Here is a 16,679-nt window from a genome sequence, read left to right as displayed (position 1 = left end):
AATGAAACAGATACGCCGGATTCAGATCCGGACGAGCCACATGGTGAACGACATCCTCGCGGGCCAGTATGAGAGCGTATTCAAGGGCCAGGGGATGGAGTTCCGCGAGGTGCGCGAGTACGTCCCCGGCGACGACATCCGCATGATCGACTGGAACGTCACCGCCCGAACGGGCGTGCCGCATGTGAAACTGCTGGCCGAAGAGCGCGAGTTGACGGTCATGCTGATGGTTGATGCGAGCGGGTCCGAGCGTTTCGGCAGCATCGGACGGCTCAAGAACGAGCTCGCGGCGGAGCTTTGCGCGGTCCTGGCGTTTTCGGCCATTCAGAACAACGACAAGGTCGGTCTGATCATCTTCACGGACGACATCGAGTTGTATGTTCCTCCCAGCAAGGGGAGGAAGCACGTGTTGCGCGTGATCCGCGAAGTCCTGTACTTTCAGCCCAGGGGAAAAGGCACGAATATCCCCGGTGCGCTCCATTTCCTCAATGGCATCACGAGGCGGCGGGCAGTGACGTTTCTTGTGTCCGATTTCATGGCCGAGGCCTACGAGGTGCCGTTGCGGGTGGCAAACCGGCGCCACGACGTCATCGCGGTCCACGTAAGCGACCCTCGCGAGGATTTCCTCCCGGATGTCGGCCTGGTCGCGGTACAGGACGCCGAAACCGGCCGGGAAGCATTGGTGGACACAAGCGTCCGCAGCGTGCGGGAGGAGTACGCCCGGGCTGCGCGCCAGCGCGCCAAGAAGCGCGACGAGATCTTCCGCCGGACGGGCGTGGACGTGATAAGCGTGCACACCGACAGGTCTTATGTGAATGAAATCTACCGATTCTTCCGTATGCGCGAGCGGCGATACGGCTGATGACATGCGAGGCAACGAAACGTGAGTGAAAATACTCCGGAAAGATTGAAGGCGTTTCGGGAAGAGACCCGCGAGCGCTCGCGGCGGGCCACCGTGTGGCCGTTCGTCAATACCGTCCTGCTCATCGCGGGATTTGCCTGCGTGATAGCGGCGATAGTTATGACTTCGAAACGCGGAGGGACGGTGCAGCAGGTTGGCGGCGGGGGCGGTCTAACGAACTCCGCGCAACGTGAATACGCCACGCTGCTCGAACAGAAAGGTCTGACGGATGCGGCCATTGACGCATACGAGGATTATCTGGAGAATGCGCCGCTCGAGCCAGATGCGCGGGCGAATGTGTGTTACAGCGTGGGTAAGCTCGCGATAGAGGCGGAACGGTACGAGAAAGCCCTCGAATTCCTGTACCAGGCCGAGATGCTCGATCCTGACAGCCCCGTGAAAGATGAAATCAACGGGAAGGTGGTGCTGTGCCTCGAGAAACTCGGGCGCTCGAGCGACTTGCGCCGCGAACTGCGCAAGCGGACGGCTCCCGAACGTACGGCGGCCGACCTCGAGGAGGGAGAGGTCGTGCTGGCAGAGTTTGGCGGGCAGGTCATCACGGACCGCGACCTGGAACGCGAAATCGAGAAGCTCCCGCCTGCCGCGCGGGAATCTTTTGACTCGCCAGAGAAACGGACGGAGTTTCTCCAGAACATCGTCGCGGAACGGTTGCTCCTGGACAAGGCCCTGCGGCTCGAATTGGACAAGGAGCCGGAGGTCCAAGAGGAACTGGCTCAAGTACGGGACGGCCTGATCGTACGACGGCTGATAGACCAAGAGGTCAATTCGAAGATTTCCATCACTCCGGAGGACGTGCGTCGTTTCTACGAAGCCGAGATTGAACGTTTTACCGAACCGGCGACCCGTATGGCGCTGGTGGGCTCCGGCGACAGTGCGGATTCCGCCAAGGAAGACCTGGCCAAGGCGCGGAACGACCCCGAACGGGCAACCAAGGTTGTCGTGCGCGACGGCCAACTGGTTCAAGGGCTGGGCGATGCCGAGCACGATGCCGCCGTCCTGGAGGCCGTCAAAGCGGCCGAGCCGGGTGCTGTATCTGAGCCGGTGCAACTGGGCAGTGCCTGGTACGTGTTTGGCGTGACCGAGACCCCGGCGAAGGTTCATGCCTTTGAGGATGTCCAGGCACAGGCCGAACGCATGCTGCGAGTTGAAAAGCAGCGCGAGCAGTTCCAGGCGCTTGTGGCCGAGACGCTCAAGGCGCGCAGCGTGCAGCTCTATCCGGAGCGGTTGAAAGAGGACCCGCCGAAGAAATGAGCCTCCTCACGTCCATAGTGTTGATTCTTGCCGCGGCGGCAGCGCCGGAGGTTGACGTGCGTGTAACAGTCGAGCCTTCGGTCATTCCGTTCCATCGGCAGGCCGAGTACACAATCGAGGTCGAAGCTCCGGCGGATTCAAAGGTGTCGTTTCCCGAGATGGCCGGGAAATTCGGCGGGCTTGCGGTGTATGGCTCGCCGGAAAGAACGCGGGAGGAACTCCCGCGCGGCCGGGCACGGATTCGGGAAACATATATGCTCGACCCGATTTTCATGGGCTACTACCCGATCGCGCCGGCCGTTGTCAAAGTGAATGACGGCCAGGAGTTCGCCGTGCCGTCTCCGGCCATTCGCGTGCGGGACCTGACACCCGAGGAATTGGTTGAGGCCGAGCGTTTCGAAGAAAACGCGGGTCCGGCGGAGTTGCCCAGTCCGTGGCTTCAGCCGTGGATATGGGGGACGGCCGGGGGCGTGGTGATCGCCGTGGCGGTTCTCGCTGCCGTTGTGCTCTTTGTGAAACGTCTGCGGCGTCCGCATGTTGAGCCATTGCGGCCGCCATGGGAAATCGCCTACGACCGTTTGCGGGAACTGGACGCGCAGAGGTATCCGGAAAAGGGCGAGTTCCAGACTTTTTACGTTGAGTTGTCGACCGTGCTGCGTGTCTATATCGAGGGCCGTTTCCGTATTCATGCGCCCGAGCAGACCACGCCCGAGTTCTTGTCGGAGGCGGCGCGCAGCGGCGTGCTCACGGAAGCTCAGCAACGCCGTCTAGGGCGCTTCCTGAGGCACTGCGACCGCGTGAAATTCGCGCAGTACGAACCCACGGTGGAAGAGATGGAACAGAGTTTCACGCTGGTACTGAAATTCATCGATGAGACGATTCCGGTCGAGGAGCAGGGGCCAGCGCCTGAGGAAGAAGCGGCATGAGTTGGCTTCAGGTAAACACATTCATGCATCCCCGGCTGCTATTGCTGGCGCCGGTGGTCGTGGTGCTGTTCCTGCTCGAATGTTTTGCCCGCGCGCCGGGCTCGATAAGCATCTCAACGGGAGAAATCCTTCACAGGGTAAGCAGCACGCAGCGTGCACTTCTGAGGCGGCTGCCCGCGGTGATGCGCGCGCTCGCCTTGCTGCTGCTCCTGGTTGCGCTGGCGCGGCCTCTGAAAGGGCTTCAGCCCCGTCTGGACCGGGCCGACGTCGTGGACATCATGCTGTGCGTGGATGTGTCAGGAAGCATGGCCGCGCAGGACTTTGAGTCGCGGGGCGCGCGCAAGAACCGTCTCGAGGTGACCAAGGACGCCGTTCGCGACTTCATCGCAAGCCGTAAACAGAAACCCGAGGACCGGTACGGTCTCGACCGGCTCGGCCTGGTTCTGTACGCGGGGTATGCCTGGACCCAGTGCCCTTTGACGCTGGACTACGCCTTGCTCGATCGCGAGCTGGAACTGGCCAACATTGACGAGCGCGATCCCCGGAAGCAAGGCACCGCGATCGGCTCGGCCATCGGATTGGCAGTGAGCCGGCTGCGAAAATCAGAGGCCGATACGAAGGTCATTGTTCTGCTTACCGATGGGTTGAACAATTCGGGCGAGCTGGATCCGGCGACAGCCGCAAACCTGGCCAAAGAATACGGAATCCGGATCTATACGATAGGCGCGGGTTCTCAAGAGGAAGTGCTGGTCCCCCGCCGCAGCCTGTGGGGCAACGTGATGATGCCCGCGCAAATGCCCATTGACGAGGAGTCGTTGAAGAAGATCGCGGACGTGACCGGCGGGCGGTTCTTTCGGGCGACGGACACGGAATCGCTGGTGGGCGCCTATGAAGAGATCAACCAGTTGGAGGCGACGGAGATTGAGATCGGCGACTATTACGAATACGAGGAGGGTTTCTTCCCGTACACGGTATTTGGAGGGTTGTTGATGTTTGCAGCGGTGTTTGTGCGGCGTATGTGGTTCGAGGCTATTCCCTAGGAGGCGGGCGTGACGTTCGGTTTTGGATTTCCAGTGTCGCAGTTGCCGTGGTGGCTGGCGGCGGACGCCGTCTTGTTGCTGCTGACGGTGGCGGGGCTGTACTGGCTTGAGAGCCGCCGGAAACGCCGTATATCGTGTTTCGTTCAGCACACGTTGTTGCGTTCACTGGTGGGCGGTTACGACGCCCGGATCCGCCGGCCTTTGTTCTGGTTTACGGTCATAGGGTTCTGCTGCCTGTTGCTGGCGCTGGCACAGCCGCACTGGGGACGCGCGTGGAAGGAAGTGCGCAAACACAGCCGCGACGTTCTGGTCTGCCTGGACATATCGGAAAGCATGCGCGCGACGGACCTGCTGCCCAGCCGTCTCGAACGGGCCAAACAAAAGGTGGTAACGCTGGTGGACAACTCGCCCGGAGACCGGTTCGGCCTTATCGCGTTTACAGGGGCTGCGGGCCTCCAATGTCCCTTGACCTTGGACCACGGGTATTTCAAGGCCGTTCTCGGCGCCGTGGATACCGACTCGATAAGCCGCGAAGGTACGGACATCGCGGCGGCCCTGGCGGGCGCCGTGGACGTCTTTAAAGACGAAGATACGAAGATGGACGAGTTTGCCCGCGACACCCGGGCGATATTGCTTATATCCGATGGCGAGGAGGTATCTGGCGACGCCGTTGAGACGGCGAAAGAGGCGGCTGATTATTGCCGCGTCTACGTCATTGGAGTGGGCGACCCGGACGGCGCCGAGATTGAGATCCCCACATGGATGACGCGTGAGGGCGTGCGGGGAGCGGGCGCCCGCGCCGCGACGCACATATCGAAACTGGACGAAGAAACCCTGATTCGTGTTGCCGAGGCGGGGAACGGGCCGTATGTGGCCGCTACCCCGGACGATTGGGACATCCAGCAGGTGCGTGAGGCGATGAATCGTCTCGAGAGCCGTCTGGTGGAGAGCGATGTGCGGTTGCAGTTGGTGAATCGTTACCAGTGGCCGTTGGCCGCGGCTATCATGCTGTTCGCGGCGGAAAGCCTCTGGTTGGCGGTGATGCCTTGGTTGCGCACGTGGGGAAGCCTGCGGAAAGCGCAGGCTCAGGGTGAAAAACAACATGGATAAAGCGCAAAAGAGAATGACCGCAAGCCGCGGATTGATTGCGGCACTGCTGTGCCTGTGCGGAACCGTCTCAGGGAGCGTAGCGGGCGCGGAGTCTTTTCGCGACCGGATCGAATACGGCAATGCCTTGCTGAACAGCGGAGATTTCGAGGGCGCGCGCGAAGTGTACAGGAACCTGCAGATCGAGCACCCGGAGGATGAAATCGTCTATTACAGTTTGGGTTGCGCCGATTACGAGGAAGGGCAAAGCGTCTCCGCGTTGCAGGATCCCCAAGGGTCCATCGAGTTCTTCGAGTCTGCGCGGGATGCGTTCGGGCAGGCCATGACCAGCCGCGACGAATGGTTGCGGGTTGACGCCTCTCTCAACCACGCCAACAGCGTCGCGCAGATCGCCAAACAACGAGTCGCTCTCGGCGATCAAAAAGCGGTCATTGCCGCATTTGAAGAGTCCGTAGGTGCCTATGAACAGGTCCTGGAACGGTACCCGGACCACAAAGGAGCCCGACACAACCTGGACCATATGCGGTATTTGCTGAAACGCATGCTGCAGAATCCCCCAAAGAGCAACGAGCAGTCGCAGGAGCAGCAGGAGCAGGAAGGGCAGCAGGACCAGCAACAGCAACAGCAGGGGCAACAACAGCAGGACCAAAACAAGCCGGGCGAGCAGGACCAGGAAGAGCAGAAGGAGCAACAGGAAGCCCAGGACGAACAAGAGCAACAGAAACAGGACGGCGAGCAACAACAGCAACAGCAGGCCAAGGCCCAACAGCAGGCAGCCGCATCAGCAAGCGAAGAAGACGTTTCCGACAGCAAAGACCAGGAGGACACGAAAGACCGTCAAACGATGGAGGCCATTCTTCAGTCGCTTGAGGCGCAGGATAAGCGCGAGCAACAGGATTTGCGGACCGGCGTGCCGGACTCACATGTTCGCAAAGAATGGTGGTAACGATGCCGCGTTGGATACAAGTGTTGATCATCTTGAGCGTGCCGGGGGCGGCGGCGCTTGCGGGTGAAGACTCGTTGCGGGTTTACGCGAGCAGCGAAACGGTGGAAGTCGGTCAGTATTTCTACGTGTTTGTCGAGACGGAAGGAGGCAATGTCAGTCAAGTAGAAACGCCCAATGTGGAAGGGCTGCAGCTTGACCGCCGTCCGTCGATTCAAGAGAGTTCGTTTTCTTCGATCATGGGCAAGAACCAGAACTCTACCCGGCTGGGGTTCAGGGCGCTGGCGTTAAAGGAAGGAGTGATCACGATCCCGGCATTCACCGTGACGGTCGACGGCGCCTCTGTCAAAAGCGACCCTGTAGTGGTGCGGGCCACTTCCACAGGCGGCGGGCAGCCGATTGTCCCTCCTGGCCGCGAGGAGCCCGAGGACAACAATACCGCCCAGCTGCGTGTCGAGGACGTCATCTTTCTGGATACCAAAGTTGATAAGACGGAGGTGTATGTTGGGGAACCGGTGTCGTTTACGCTGCGATGCTACCGTATTGCGGACAGGTCGATCCGTGTGAGCTCGCCGGAGGGGGGCATCGAATTCGCGTTTCCTGAGACGGAGGGTTTCTACAGCATTCCCGAACGGCCCGAGGCGGTGGACGAGGCTTACGAGGACAGGGGTGGACGGCGGTACCATGTCGCCCGCTGGCGGCAAACGTTGTTTGCGACGGAGCCGGGCGAGTTGCAGATTCCGGCCTGGAAATGGAATGCGGTCGTGCAAGCCCGGACAGTTCACGGGTTAAGTTCTCTGCCGTTGGAACTCAAGACGGAGCCGATTGATGTCACCGTGAAGCCTCTGCCTCCTCGCCCGCCCAGTTTTAACGGGGCAGTGGGCCAATACTCCCTGGACGCGCAGGTAACGCCAAAGAGCGTCAAGCAGAACATGCCCATCATGTTAATCATTCGAGTGAACGGAACGGGCAATCCTGCGGCGGTTGGCGAACCGAAACTCGGGCACATTGAAGACGCCCATGTCTCCGAACCCGAGCGCGCAATGCAGCCCATTACGGACCCGCAAGGGGTGACAGCCGAGACGACGTTTTCGTACCAAATCACACCTCTCAAACCCGGTTCTCTTGCCATCCCCCCTGTCGAGTTCTGTTACTTCGATCCTGTTCAAGAGCGGTTTGTCACGGAAAAGACGCCGGCTTTTCTTGTGACTGTCGAGGAGAGCGGCGAAAAGCACCGGCGGTATGTTGCGGGCGCGGCCATGCCTTCCGAATCCGCGCGGGCGGACATGGCCAACGCCGGAATGATGCCTATAGTCACGGCGGGAAGACGGCTGTATCGGGCCTCTCTCTCCGAGGCGGGCACGGCGATGGTGCTGGCAGGGCCGCCCCTGGTTTATGGCCTGGTGGTCTTGTGGACCGCGCGGAAACGGCGGTTTGCGGAGGACCGGCCGTACGCGCGTTCGTACCGCGCGAAATCACGGATGCGGAAGAGATTGCGAGGCGTGGTGAATGCGGCCGATCCGGCTGATGCTCTGTGCCGCGCGGTCAATGGCTATATTGCCGACAAATTCGACTTGCCGGAAGCGGGAATGACGCCGGCAGATGTGAGGGACTTGCTCGAGGGCCGGGCAATCCAGCACGAATCCGCCGCGAAGCTCCTCGAGATCTTGTGCTGCTGTGAAAGGGGACGGTACGGCGCAGCGTCGCTTTCGCGGGAGACGGTTGAATCCCTCGTTGAAGCGGCTGATGCCAATATGGAATGCCTGGATCGGTGGCTCGAGAAGGAATCTCGCTGATGGCGCTTCTGTTCTCTATACTGGTGTCGGCCGTGGGGGCGGATTCCCCTGAAGCGCTCTTCGAGCAGGCGAACGCGGCTTACGGAAAAGGCGCTTATTCCGAGGCCGCCACCATCTACGAACGGCTGATCTCGGACGGAGTACACGACCCGGTGGTTTTCTTCAATCTTGGAAACGCTTACTTCTGTGCGGGACGGCTGGGCCCTGCCGTGGCCAACTACGAACGGGCACTTCGGCTGGCGCCGGACTTTGAGCGCGCCCGAGTGAACCTTGACCATGCCCTCGCAACGCGCGAACGGAACCTTGCGCCGCCGTTGCCTTCCTGGTTGGAGCAAACGGTCCTTTTCTGGCATGCACGGCTGGCGCCGCGCGCCGTCTGCGTTGTTGCCCTTGTGTCGTGGTGTGTTTTCTGGACGATACTTTGCATCCGGCGCTGGCGGACCTTTGTGTATTCGCGGCCCCTCCTGATCGCGATTGCCATCTGGACCCTCGCCTTTGGGGTCTCCGCATGGGTAAAGGCGCATCCTCCCGCACTCGCGGTTGCCAGTATGGAACGTGTTCCCGTGCAATACGTCATTGGTGATACTGACAGGGTACATTTTGAATTATTCGCGGGTGACCGCGTTCTTGTTGAAGAACGCCGGGGTCAATGGTTGCGGATAGCCACATCGGACGGACGGCGCGGATGGACCCAGGCAAACGCCATGACGATTGTCGGGCCTCCGTATGAACCCGCGCCTCCCGCGCCGGAACCGCCGGAGCAATCGCGGACGGGCGGTGCCGGGTGACCGATTCTCTTGAAGCCATCGTAAAGCAGTCTCAAGTGAAGCAGAAAGCGCCGCCCCGCGAGTTCTGTCTCCAAGGCGTCCGCCAGTTTGCCTTGGAAACGCGCGCCGCCATCCAGCTTCGCCACAGCCAGGGTATTTCGGGAAGCGACGTGGTAGCGGACTTGTCGCAAATGGCGGACAGGATTCTGCATGCCGTGTTCAGTTTCGCGCTGGCTGATATCCCCGGCAGCCGCAGCCTGCGCACGCGCGTATCTCTTTGCGCTCTAGGCGGTTACGGGCGCGCCCAAATGAATCCATGTTCTGACTTGGATATCTCGCTGGTGTATGAGGGGACCTTGAACGACCAAATCGGGGCTTTAGACGAATACCTGGTGCCGTTTCTGTGGGATGCCGGATTCCGGGTGGGGTTCGCCGTCCGCAGTATGGATGAATCACTCGAACTTGCCCGCCGGGACACGGCTGTTCTGACGAGTCTTCTCGAAGGCCGGCATGTGGTCGGAGACAGCACGGTTTTCGGCCGGCTCAAATTGTTGTTGCGTGAGCAGATGCGCGGCCCCTCGCTAGAGACCTTCGTCGAGCAGAAGCTCTTTGATCGCACGGCGGGGCTTCCCCCGCAATATCGGGATTTGTATACGGCGGAACCCAATATCAAGGAAAACGCAGGAGGGTTGCGGGATTACCACACCGCCTTGTGGCTGCTGATGATGCTTTACGACGTCAACACGCTTGAGGAAGCGGTGAGCCAAGGCCTTCTGACCGCCGATGAGCACCTCGATTTCGTGAAGGGGCTTGATTTCCTCTTGCGGGTGCGAAACGAAATGCACTTCAGCGCCGGAAAACCTCAGGACGACCTCCTTTTCGCCAACCAGCGGCGTATTTGCGAAGCTTTCGGATATTCTGAAGAGTCCACGGTAAACCTTTCCGGCTTGATGTCTGACTACTATGCTTCCGCGGCCAAACTGCGCCAGCTTCTGAACGTCGCCGCGCGCATCTGTCACCAGCAATCGGTTGCCTCATTCAGCCCACGCCGCGAGGACGTCATTCCGGAGGTGGAAGTGCGGGAAGGGGCGCTTTACGTTGGAGGCGGCGACCCTTACTGGTATGCGCACAATCCTGCCCGTTTGATGGAGACCTTCTGGCAGTGTGCGCGCCATATGGCGACGCTGAGCCGGCCGGCTGAGCGGCTTGTGCGGGCCAATCTGCACCTTGTCAATGCGGCATTCTGCTCCAGCGATCTCGTTCGGCGTTTCTTTGTGGCGATCTGCAACCGCCCGATGCAGGCGGGACATGCTCTGCGTCAAGCTGCGCGGTGCGGTTTCCTCGCTCGTTACTTGCCTGAATTCGGCGAAATCGAGAATATGATCCGCGATCAGGACTTTCACAGCTATCCTGTTGGAGAACACACGCTTCGCGCAATTGAAGCCCTTTCCAGGATCGATGACCTCGATGGCTCCATACGCAGCTGTCTTCGGGAAGCGCTCGAACACTTGACCGACCCCTACATATTGGTTATGGCGCTCTTGTTTCACGACCTGGGAAAGGCTTTCGGCGATGTGCACATTGAGGAGAGCGTTCGGCTGACGCGGCTCATCTGCAACCGGGTAGGCATGCCGGAGGATGACGAGGAGCGTATCGCCTTTCTGGTCAGGCATCATGTGCTCATGACAAACCTCAGCCAGTACCGCGATACGGGCGACGAAGGAATCGTGGAATCGTTCTCGGACACGATAAAGAACGAGCAGCGGCTGCGTGCCTTGTTCTTGTTGTCGTACGCGGACCTTCGCGCGGTCGGCGCCGGCGTCTGGACCGAATGGAAAGGGGCGCTGTTGATGCAGCTTTACTTGCGCACCGTGCAGCGCCTCCTGGGTCCGGCGGAGGCCGTGGGCCAGGAGTTCTGGACTTCCCCGAAGGCGAAACGCGTTCTGGCATTGCTCGCGCCCGAGAAGGAGCAAGACGCGTTAGAACACATGAGAGGCCTGGGGCAGCGGTACCTGGCGGCCTTCCGGCCCCAGGAAATCGTGGCGCACCTGGACTACGTGAAGGAGGGCAAAGAAAAAGGGTTGGCGATGGCAACGAGCACAAATGATATGGCGGGCATGACGGGGATTGTCATTTGCACACAGGATCGTCCCGGCTTGTTCAGCCAGATTGCCGGGAGTTTTGCCTCGCAACTGGTCGATATCCAGACCGCGGCGCTGTTCACGCGTCCCGATGGTTATGTGATAGATTCTTTCATGGTGGAAGACATGCGGCGGGGCGCGCCGCTCACTCCTGCCCAGATTGATTCTATAAAAGATGTGCTGCGCAGGGTATTGTTGGAATTCGAGGATGTGCAGGATTACGTAAACAACTCGCGGCGGCGACTGTTTGCCTTGCTTCAGCCGCGGGTTCCCGTGAAAACACGCATCGAATTCGATAACCAGTCCTCGCGGACCCACACGGTGATTGATATCGAAACGGGAGACCGAACTGGGTTACTCTATGATATCACGCGCGCCATGGCGAAACTGAATTTGAACATTTCAACGGCGCGCATCGTGACCGATGCGCGCCGTGTGCGCGACTCATTCTACGTAACACGAGACAACAAGAGAGTCGAGGACCCGGAAGAGCAGGAGGCGATTCGTGAGGAGATCCATCACGCAATTCATCCCCGGTCCTCGATGGACGCAAAAGGAGAGACACGATGAGACATCGCAAACCGGCGGCTGTGGTGATTCTGGGGGCCGTCATGGCGTTCTCGCTTACGAGCTATGCCGCACCGGACTTGCTCCAGGAACTGGAGAACGCCTTCATTGCGGTTGGAGACACGATCCGCCCATGCGTGGTCAATATCAACGTCAAGAGCGCGCTGCCTGAAGGGTTTTCGGGCAACGGCGAGATTCCGGAGGACATTTTCCGGTTCTTCAACGTCCCCGCCCCGCGCGACGGAGTGCCGCGCCCCGCGCCGCGAAGAGAGGCCTCCGGTTCGGGGTTCATTTACAGCAAAGATGGCTATATTGTTACCAACAATCATGTGGTGGAAGGCGTGCAATCCATAGAGGTGCGTTTTTGGAACGGCCAAACGCTCGATGCCAAGACCGTGGGCCGGGACCCCCAAACCGACATCGCCGTAATCAAGGTCGAGGCTGGGTTTGACCTTCCCGTGGCTGCATTAGGCGACTCGGACACGTTGCGTGTCGGGCAATTCAGTGTGGTGGCAGGCAGCCCGCGGGGGCTCAAAGATTCACTGTCATTCGGGCACATCACCGCACTAGGGCGGGAAGGCTTGGAGTTGGGCCTTCGTTTTCAGGACCTCATCCAGACCGATGCCGCCATCAACCTCGGCAACAGCGGAGGGCCTCTGTGCAACATCGATGGGGAGGTGATCGGAATCAACGTGGCCATCATGTATGGCGCCGAATCCTTGGGATTCGCGATTCCCGTCAATGCCGCGAAGAAGATCATTCCGGACTTGATCTCCAAAGGTAAGGTAACCCGGGGATATCTCGGAGTCTATATCAAGCCTGCCGAGGAGTACGCCGAGGCATTGGCGTTGCCGGACACGAAGGGCGCGTTTGTCATCGATGTATCGGAAGACACGCCTGCGGCACGGGCCGGGATCAAGCCTGACGATGTGGTGCGCAAGGTGAATGGAATCGTCATAGAAAACGACACCGACCTGAAAGTGAAGGTGTCCGATATCAGGCCGGGAGAGGCCGTCAAAGTCGAGGTCTGGCGCGATGGCGGTCCCATTGAGCTGGATGTGAAACTCGAGGAATTCCCCGAAGCCGAACTCGAGACTCCGAAAGACGCAACTGAGAACATCCTGGGACTGCGCACGCAACCGTTAACGGACGAGTTGCGCCAGCGGCTCGGGGTGGAAGAGCAACTTACAGGCGTGATCGTCTCGGATGTCGAGTTCAACAGTCCCGCGGATAAGGCCGGCATTCAGGCGGGGGATATTGTGGTGCGCGTGGGCAAAGAGCCCGTCGAAAATGTGGGTGATTTCCGCCGGCTTATGAAAGAGCAGGCGCAGCCGGGGGCATCGGTCCTGATTCGCCTGTATCGAGGCGAGGACGTTCCGACTGTTGCCGTATTGAAGGTCCCTGTTGACTACAAGCCGGAGTAACAGACGGCCTGTCGAGCAGCGCACAGCCCGCGGAACCTGGCAGCGTTTCGCGGGCTGGCGTGCAAGACACGTTTGTCGGGTCAGCGAGCGGCGCCCGGATCAACGAAACGGAGATTCGACTGATATACAAGGAGCTTCGCGACCAAGCGAGGGCAATACTGGTAGCATATCCGTGATACCTGGCTAGGAGACTTTTGACAGTAGGCAAGCCCGTTGGTAGACTCAGCGCATTTTGCGGGGGGAAGTGGAGCAACAATGAACGAATCCTATGCTCATACCCGCATTATGGTTGCCGACGACGATCCTGCGTTTGGGGATGCTCTCCTGACTATGATGCGCGAGCGCTTCGCGTGTCCGGTTCGGCTTGTTCGCGACGGGGACACCGCCGCGAGGGTCCTTGAAACCGAACCTTTCGATATTGTTATTGTCAATATGCAGATTCCCGGGGCGCACGGCCTCGAGTTCGTGGAGGACCTCAAGAAGCGATGGCCGGAGATCGACGTAATCGCGATAACCGGCCGCGCAAACCCCTGCCCCTATATCGAATTCGTGGGCGCCGGCGTCAGCGACTTTGTCTCCAAGCCTTTTCCTCTCGAGGAACTCGAGGCAAGAGTCATGCGTGTGCTTGAAACACGGCGTCAACGGAGAACGCTTATTTGGGGCCGGGAACGCATTCTTCGTCGAGTCAAGGCGGTGGAAGACACTGCATCGAACGGGGAGCGCGGGGACATCCAGTATCGGGCCATTTTCGAACTGAACATGATGCCAACCCTGGTGCTCGATGCGGAGACTTTGTGTCTGCGCGCCGCGAACAAGGCGTTTTGTGATCTCTGCGGCCGCCAATGCGAGGCGTTGCTTCATCGGGATTTCAGAGAGTTATTGAACGGTCCCAGCCGGGTGCGTCTCGAGCAGGTTTTCGCGGCGGTCTCCAGAACGGGGCGGGGAACGTTGTCTGACATGTGTATCGAGACGTCCGATGGCACTCTGGCGATTGTTGACTTGGGCATAACGTTTATCGGCGACGGCGATGAGCGGTTCGTGCATGTTGCGTGCAAGGACCTCACGGAGCAAAAGGCCCTTCAACAGGAACTTGTTGAGAGGGCAGCCAGAGACGGGTTGACGGGTCTCTACAATCAGCGGGCGTTGCGGGTGCACCTGGAAACCGCCGTTCGAAATGCGCAAGCGAATAAGCAGCCGCTTTCGGTGCTTTCCATCGATTTGGATAACTTCAAGCAGTGCAATGACCGCTATGGCCATCCCGTAGGCGATAGTGTGCTGCGCAGCGCCGGCCAGGCGATTCTGGAACAGATTCGTTCGCTGGATGCGGGATTTCGCAACGGCGGAGACGAATTCTGTGTCTTGGTCCGTTCGGCCAATGCCGCCATTGGGCAAACCGTGGCCGAGCGCATACGCGTTGCCTTCGAAAAGAGCGAGTGTTATGGAACTTCAATGAGTATCGGTATAGCTGAATACCGTGATTCCATGGATGGGAATGCCTTGATGAAAGCGGCTGATGATGCCTTATACAAGGCGAAATCCCGCGGCAAGAATGCTATTTGTGTGGCATAGGAGGGTACGGTGTCCACACTTCTCGCTGTACTCTCGGCCGTATTGCCGGTATTTCTGGTGGCTGGCGCCGCTTGCGCAGTGCGGCGTGCGTTTCCCCTGGACGTCAAGACCCTCTCTACGCTCAATCTCTACCTGTTGATTCCCTGTCTTGTTTTCAACGGCCTGTCGCAGCGCGTGATCGAGTGGGGCCTATTCGCACGCTACGCTGGCGCGTCCCTCGCCGTGACGTTCTTGATGCTCGCCTCCCTGTACGGGGTGGCTCGTCTGCGCAAGCTGGAAGGGGCGCAGCAGAGCGCGTTCTTGCTGACGCAATTCCCGAATCTGGGCAACTTTGGCCTGCCGGTTGTTCTGTTTGCCTTTGGCCAGCAGACGCTTCCTCTGGCTATCATCGTTCTCGTTTGCGGCAGTTTCCTGCAAAACACGTTGGGCATCTACATCGCCCATCGGAGCCGCCACGCGGTGCTTGGCGCCGTAAGACGCGTTCTGCAATTCCCGATGATTTACGCGTTCTTCCTTGCGCTTGCGCTTCAGCGGCTGGGGTGGCGCCCTCCTGCCGAATGGAGCGGCTCCGGCGTACTCGACGCTCTTGCGCTCATATTCATGCGCGCCGTGGAGCTTCTGGCGGCGGCCGCAATCCCCGTGCAATTGATGATGCTTGGGGTAAAGCTGGCGGAGACGCGTTTGGATACCGGCTTGGACGTGTTTCTTGCATGCTTCTTCCGGCTTTGTGCCGCGCCTGTATTCGCGGCGGCCGCGGCATGGAGCCTCGGGCTTCACGGAACGGAGGCGAGCGTATTTGTGATTCAGGTGAGTAGTCCAACGGCGGTGGGGATGGCGGTTTTCGGGGTGCAGTTCGAGGTAAAGCCCGCGTTCCTCGCGAGCGCGGTGTCGTGGTCCTCGCTCTTCAGCATGGCCACTGTGCCCATTCTGTTGTACCTGCTCTTGTGTGTCACGGGACAATAAGCCGTCATCGGGATTGTCCGTGCGGACCGTTCAATGATAGGCTCTCACCATGACCAAGTACTTCGTGCCGTGGATAGCGATTCTAACCGCAGCTTCCGTCCTGGGGTGTGGTTTGCGGGTTCCGTTACCGCCTTCCGCCGCAACACTGCGTCTCGCGGATCTTGAACGGTCTCAGATCGAGCGTGAAACGGTTTGGGGGCGCGGCTATGTCCTGCCTGGGGGGGAACACACGCTTGACTTGGGAGCAGTGCCGGAAGGGGGCGCGTTCCGGCTATCCATGCTTGAGGATGGGGAACACCCCGCGCCAGTTCACGTACGGGTGTGGGCTGGTGAGACCTCTGCGGCTGCATTCAAGAGTGCCGGCCCGGAGAAATGGGCTCTTGCGAGAGTTGACCTGTCGGAGAAAACGGGCGCGCAGTGCCGGGTGCGGCTGGAGTGCAAGAGTTCTTTTGTTTTGGGAACTTGTGAACTCACTGGGGGCACGCAGGCGCATCCCAACATTCTCATCTTCCTTATCGATACCTTGCGCCAGGATCACGCGGGCTGCTATGGCTATCAGCGCGATACCACGCCCAATATCGACCGCTTTTGCGAGGATGCCGTCCAGTTCAAGCAGCTCATGCCTCCGTCATCGTGGACGCGGCCGTCTGTTGCGTCTCTCTTAACGGCCACCTATCCGCCGACTCATGGGGCGAACGACAGTCTGCGTATGGTGCGGAAGAACCTTCCCCGGCTGGCTACGGCGCTGCACGATTTCGGGTACGAAACGCACGGCATAGTGACGAACCTCAATTGTCTGCCTCTCTGGAACATTGGAACGGAGTTCGACACGCATACCGATGTGGATTCGACGAACTGGCAACACGCGGACGACGCAAAACTCGTGGACCGCTTTCTCGAAATGCTGCCGTCGTTGGCGGGGCGCCCCTGGTTGGTCTACGTGCACGCCATGGGCCCCCACGCACCGTATGAGCCCCCCGGCGGGTTTGAGGACAAGTTCAAGCCGGATGTTTATGAAGGAACGCCTACGGAGATCGCGCGGCGGAAGGCCCTTGACCTGTACGATGCTGAGATCGCGTACACCGATGCTCAGTTCGGGAGGGCCGTTGAGGAACTGAAGCGCCTCGGAATGTACGAAAACACGACCATCCTTGTGCTGTCGGATCACGGGGAAGAGTTTTGGGAACATGGCGGAACCGACCACGGGAAAACGCTTTATGAAGAACAGCTTCGTGTGCCGTTCCTCTGGAAACTTCCGGGCGA

13 protein-coding genes are annotated in these 16,679 nt (G+C 59.8%); all 13 read left to right on the top strand.

What is annotated here, in order from left to right; all coding sequences use genetic code 11:
- The first annotated feature begins 1 nt into the window (after position 1).
- Entirely contained in the window at positions 2-862 is an 861-nt protein-coding gene (locus tag PLJ71_04470; GenBank protein ID HQM47917.1) for a DUF58 domain-containing protein, read from the top strand.
- Positions 863-883: 21 nt separating this feature from the next.
- Positions 884-2,173 (top strand): peptidyl-prolyl cis-trans isomerase, encoded by a 1,290-nt coding sequence (locus PLJ71_04465; protein HQM47916.1) that lies wholly within the window; start codon positions 884-886, stop codon positions 2,171-2,173.
- On the top strand, positions 2,170-3,099 hold the full coding sequence (locus tag PLJ71_04460) for a hypothetical protein (protein ID HQM47915.1): 930 nt from the start codon (positions 2,170-2,172) through the stop codon (positions 3,097-3,099). The genes PLJ71_04465 and PLJ71_04460 overlap by 4 nt, the downstream gene beginning before the upstream one ends.
- Entirely contained in the window at positions 3,096-4,139 is a 1,044-nt protein-coding gene (locus tag PLJ71_04455) for a VWA domain-containing protein (GenBank protein HQM47914.1), read from the top strand. Before PLJ71_04460 ends, PLJ71_04455 begins: the two co-directional genes overlap by 4 nt.
- Positions 4,140-4,148: 9 nt before the next feature.
- Positions 4,149-5,249, top strand: a complete 1,101-nt coding sequence (locus tag PLJ71_04450) for a VWA domain-containing protein (GenBank protein HQM47913.1) — start codon at positions 4,149-4,151, stop codon at positions 5,247-5,249.
- A complete protein-coding gene (locus tag PLJ71_04445; GenBank protein HQM47912.1) occupies positions 5,242-6,192 on the top strand; it encodes a hypothetical protein in 951 nt (316 codons plus the stop codon). The genes PLJ71_04450 and PLJ71_04445 overlap by 8 nt, the downstream gene beginning before the upstream one ends.
- A gap of 2 nt (positions 6,193-6,194) precedes the next feature.
- A complete protein-coding gene (locus PLJ71_04440) occupies positions 6,195-7,985 on the top strand; it encodes a BatD family protein (protein HQM47911.1) in 1,791 nt (596 codons plus the stop codon).
- On the top strand, positions 7,985-8,773 hold the full coding sequence (locus PLJ71_04435) for a tetratricopeptide repeat protein (GenBank protein ID HQM47910.1): 789 nt from the start codon (positions 7,985-7,987) through the stop codon (positions 8,771-8,773). Before PLJ71_04440 ends, PLJ71_04435 begins: the two co-directional genes overlap by 1 nt.
- Positions 8,770-11,463 carry a [protein-PII] uridylyltransferase gene (gene glnD / locus PLJ71_04430; protein ID HQM47909.1) on the top strand — a complete coding sequence of 898 codons (2,694 nt, stop codon included), beginning with the start codon at positions 8,770-8,772 and terminating at the stop codon, positions 11,461-11,463. The genes PLJ71_04435 and glnD overlap by 4 nt, the downstream gene beginning before the upstream one ends.
- Positions 11,460-12,884, top strand: coding sequence for a PDZ domain-containing protein (locus PLJ71_04425; GenBank protein ID HQM47908.1), 1,425 nt, complete (start codon positions 11,460-11,462; stop codon positions 12,882-12,884). The genes glnD and PLJ71_04425 overlap by 4 nt, the downstream gene beginning before the upstream one ends.
- 255 nt (positions 12,885-13,139) lie before the next feature.
- Positions 13,140-14,453 carry a diguanylate cyclase gene (locus PLJ71_04420; GenBank protein ID HQM47907.1) on the top strand — a complete coding sequence of 438 codons (1,314 nt, stop codon included), beginning with the start codon at positions 13,140-13,142 and terminating at the stop codon, positions 14,451-14,453.
- Between the two features lie 9 nt (positions 14,454-14,462).
- Complete coding sequence (locus PLJ71_04415) at positions 14,463-15,416, top strand: AEC family transporter (GenBank protein HQM47906.1); 954 nt, start codon at positions 14,463-14,465, stop codon at positions 15,414-15,416.
- Between the two features lie 49 nt (positions 15,417-15,465).
- The coding region (locus PLJ71_04410) for a sulfatase (GenBank protein HQM47905.1) at positions 15,466-16,679 on the top strand (1,214 nt) is incomplete at its 3' end.

The organism is Candidatus Hydrogenedentota bacterium (assembly GCA_035416745.1).
In the GTDB taxonomy this organism is placed as follows: domain Bacteria; phylum Hydrogenedentota; class Hydrogenedentia; order Hydrogenedentales; family SLHB01; genus UBA2224.
This window is presented reverse-complemented; position numbering and strand designations above follow the sequence as displayed.